1 protein-coding gene is annotated in these 1689 nt (G+C 64.4%); it reads left to right on the plus strand.

The genetic code is table 11. The features are described 5' to 3' along the window. Positions 1-1689: TonB-dependent receptor plug domain-containing protein (locus tag IP91_RS25870; protein WP_145653509.1), on the plus strand; the 1689-nt coding region annotated here is incomplete at both ends.

The following is a 1689-nucleotide window of genomic DNA, read 5'->3' on the forward strand; positions in this document are numbered from 1 at the left end:
GCGGCCCAGTATGGTACCGATGCCATCGCCGGCGTCGTCAACATCATCCTGAAGTCGAACAACCAGGGCCTGTCCGGCAACATCAACGGTGGCGGCTACAGCGACGGCGGCGGCCACACGGGCGACGGTACCGCCAACATCGGCTTCCGGCCCACCGAGAACTCCTTCATCAGCCTGACGGGCGAATCGCGCTATCACGGCTACAGCGAACGGGGCGGCATCGACCCGCGGCTGACCAGCCCCGCCAACATCGCCAGCATGTCGCTGCTGCAGATCCCCGGCTATCCGAACCTGAACCGCATTTCGGGCGACGCGCAATATCACCTGAACACGCTGGCCCTGAACGCCGGCTACGACATCGACGACGATACCTCGCTGTACGCGTTCGGCACCTGGGGCAAGAAGGAAGCCCGGGCCTACGAGAACTACCGCCTGCCGAACCGCATTCCGAAGGTGTATCCGCAGGGCTTCAGCCCGAAGGAAGCGATGCATGAAAAGGATTACGCGTTCACGGTGGGCGCGCGCGGCAAGTTCGGCAGCGCGTGGAACTGGGAAATCGCCTCGACCTATGGCCGCGACAAGGCCGACATCGGCGTCGAGGACAGCGCCAATATCTCGCTGTTCAACGACACCGGCTTCACGCCTACCGTGTTCCATGCCGGGACGTTCATCGCCAGCCAGTGGACCAACAACTTCGACGTGAGCCGCGAGCTGGACATGGGCTGGGCGAAGCCGTCCACGTTCGCCATGGGCCTGGAATACCGCCAGGACGAATACGAGATCGGCGCCGGCGACCAGTACTCGCGTTACAAGGAGGGTTCGCAGTCCTACCCGGGCTTCTCGCTGACGGATGCGGGCAAGTACGACCGCAACAACAAGGCGATCTACGGGAACTTCATCATGTTCCCGATCGAGGGCCTGACGGTCGACCTGGCCGCGCGCTACGAGAAGTTCAGCGATTTCGGCAATGCCAAGGTGGGCAAGCTGACCAGCCGCTACGACTTCACGCCGACGTTCGCCGTGCGCGGCACGTACAGCAACGGCTTCCGTGCGCCGACGCTGGCCGAATCGCACTACTCGGCCACCAACGTCAGCCCCACCAGCGCGTTCGTGCAGCTGGCGCCGAATTCCGAGGGTGCAAAGCTGGTCGGTATCAACGGCCTGAAGCCGGAAGCGTCGACCAACGTCTCGGCCGGCATCGTGCTGAACCCCGCCAGCAATATCTCCGTGACGATGGACGCGTACCAGATCACCATCCGCGACCGCATCGTGGGCTCCGGTTCCGTGTACGGCTCCGGTGGCGCGGTGAACTCGCCGGCCGTCACCGCGGCGATCCTCGCCAACGGCAACGTGCTCGACCCGACCGTCACGCGTACCGGCATCAACATCTTCACGAATGCCGTCAACACCCGCTCGCGCGGCCTGGAATTCGTGGCGACGCTGAACAGCAACTACGGCGAGTACGGCCGGGTGGACTGGTCGGCCGCGGCCAACTACAACAAGGTCGAGGTCATCAAGATCAACCAGGCGCCGGCCCAGCTGCAGCCGCAGAAGCTGCTGGACCAGGCGGCCATCGCCAACCTGGAGACCACGTCGCCGAAGACGCGCATCAACCTGGGCGCGCTGTGGCGCAATGGGGCATGGACGGTCAACCTGCGTGAAGCGCTGTACGGCAAGTCGAACGGCTAC

Origin of the sequence: Pseudoduganella lurida (assembly GCF_007830455.1) — a bacterium.
In the GTDB taxonomy this organism is placed as follows: Bacteria; Pseudomonadota; Gammaproteobacteria; order Burkholderiales; family Burkholderiaceae_D; genus Rugamonas; species Rugamonas lurida.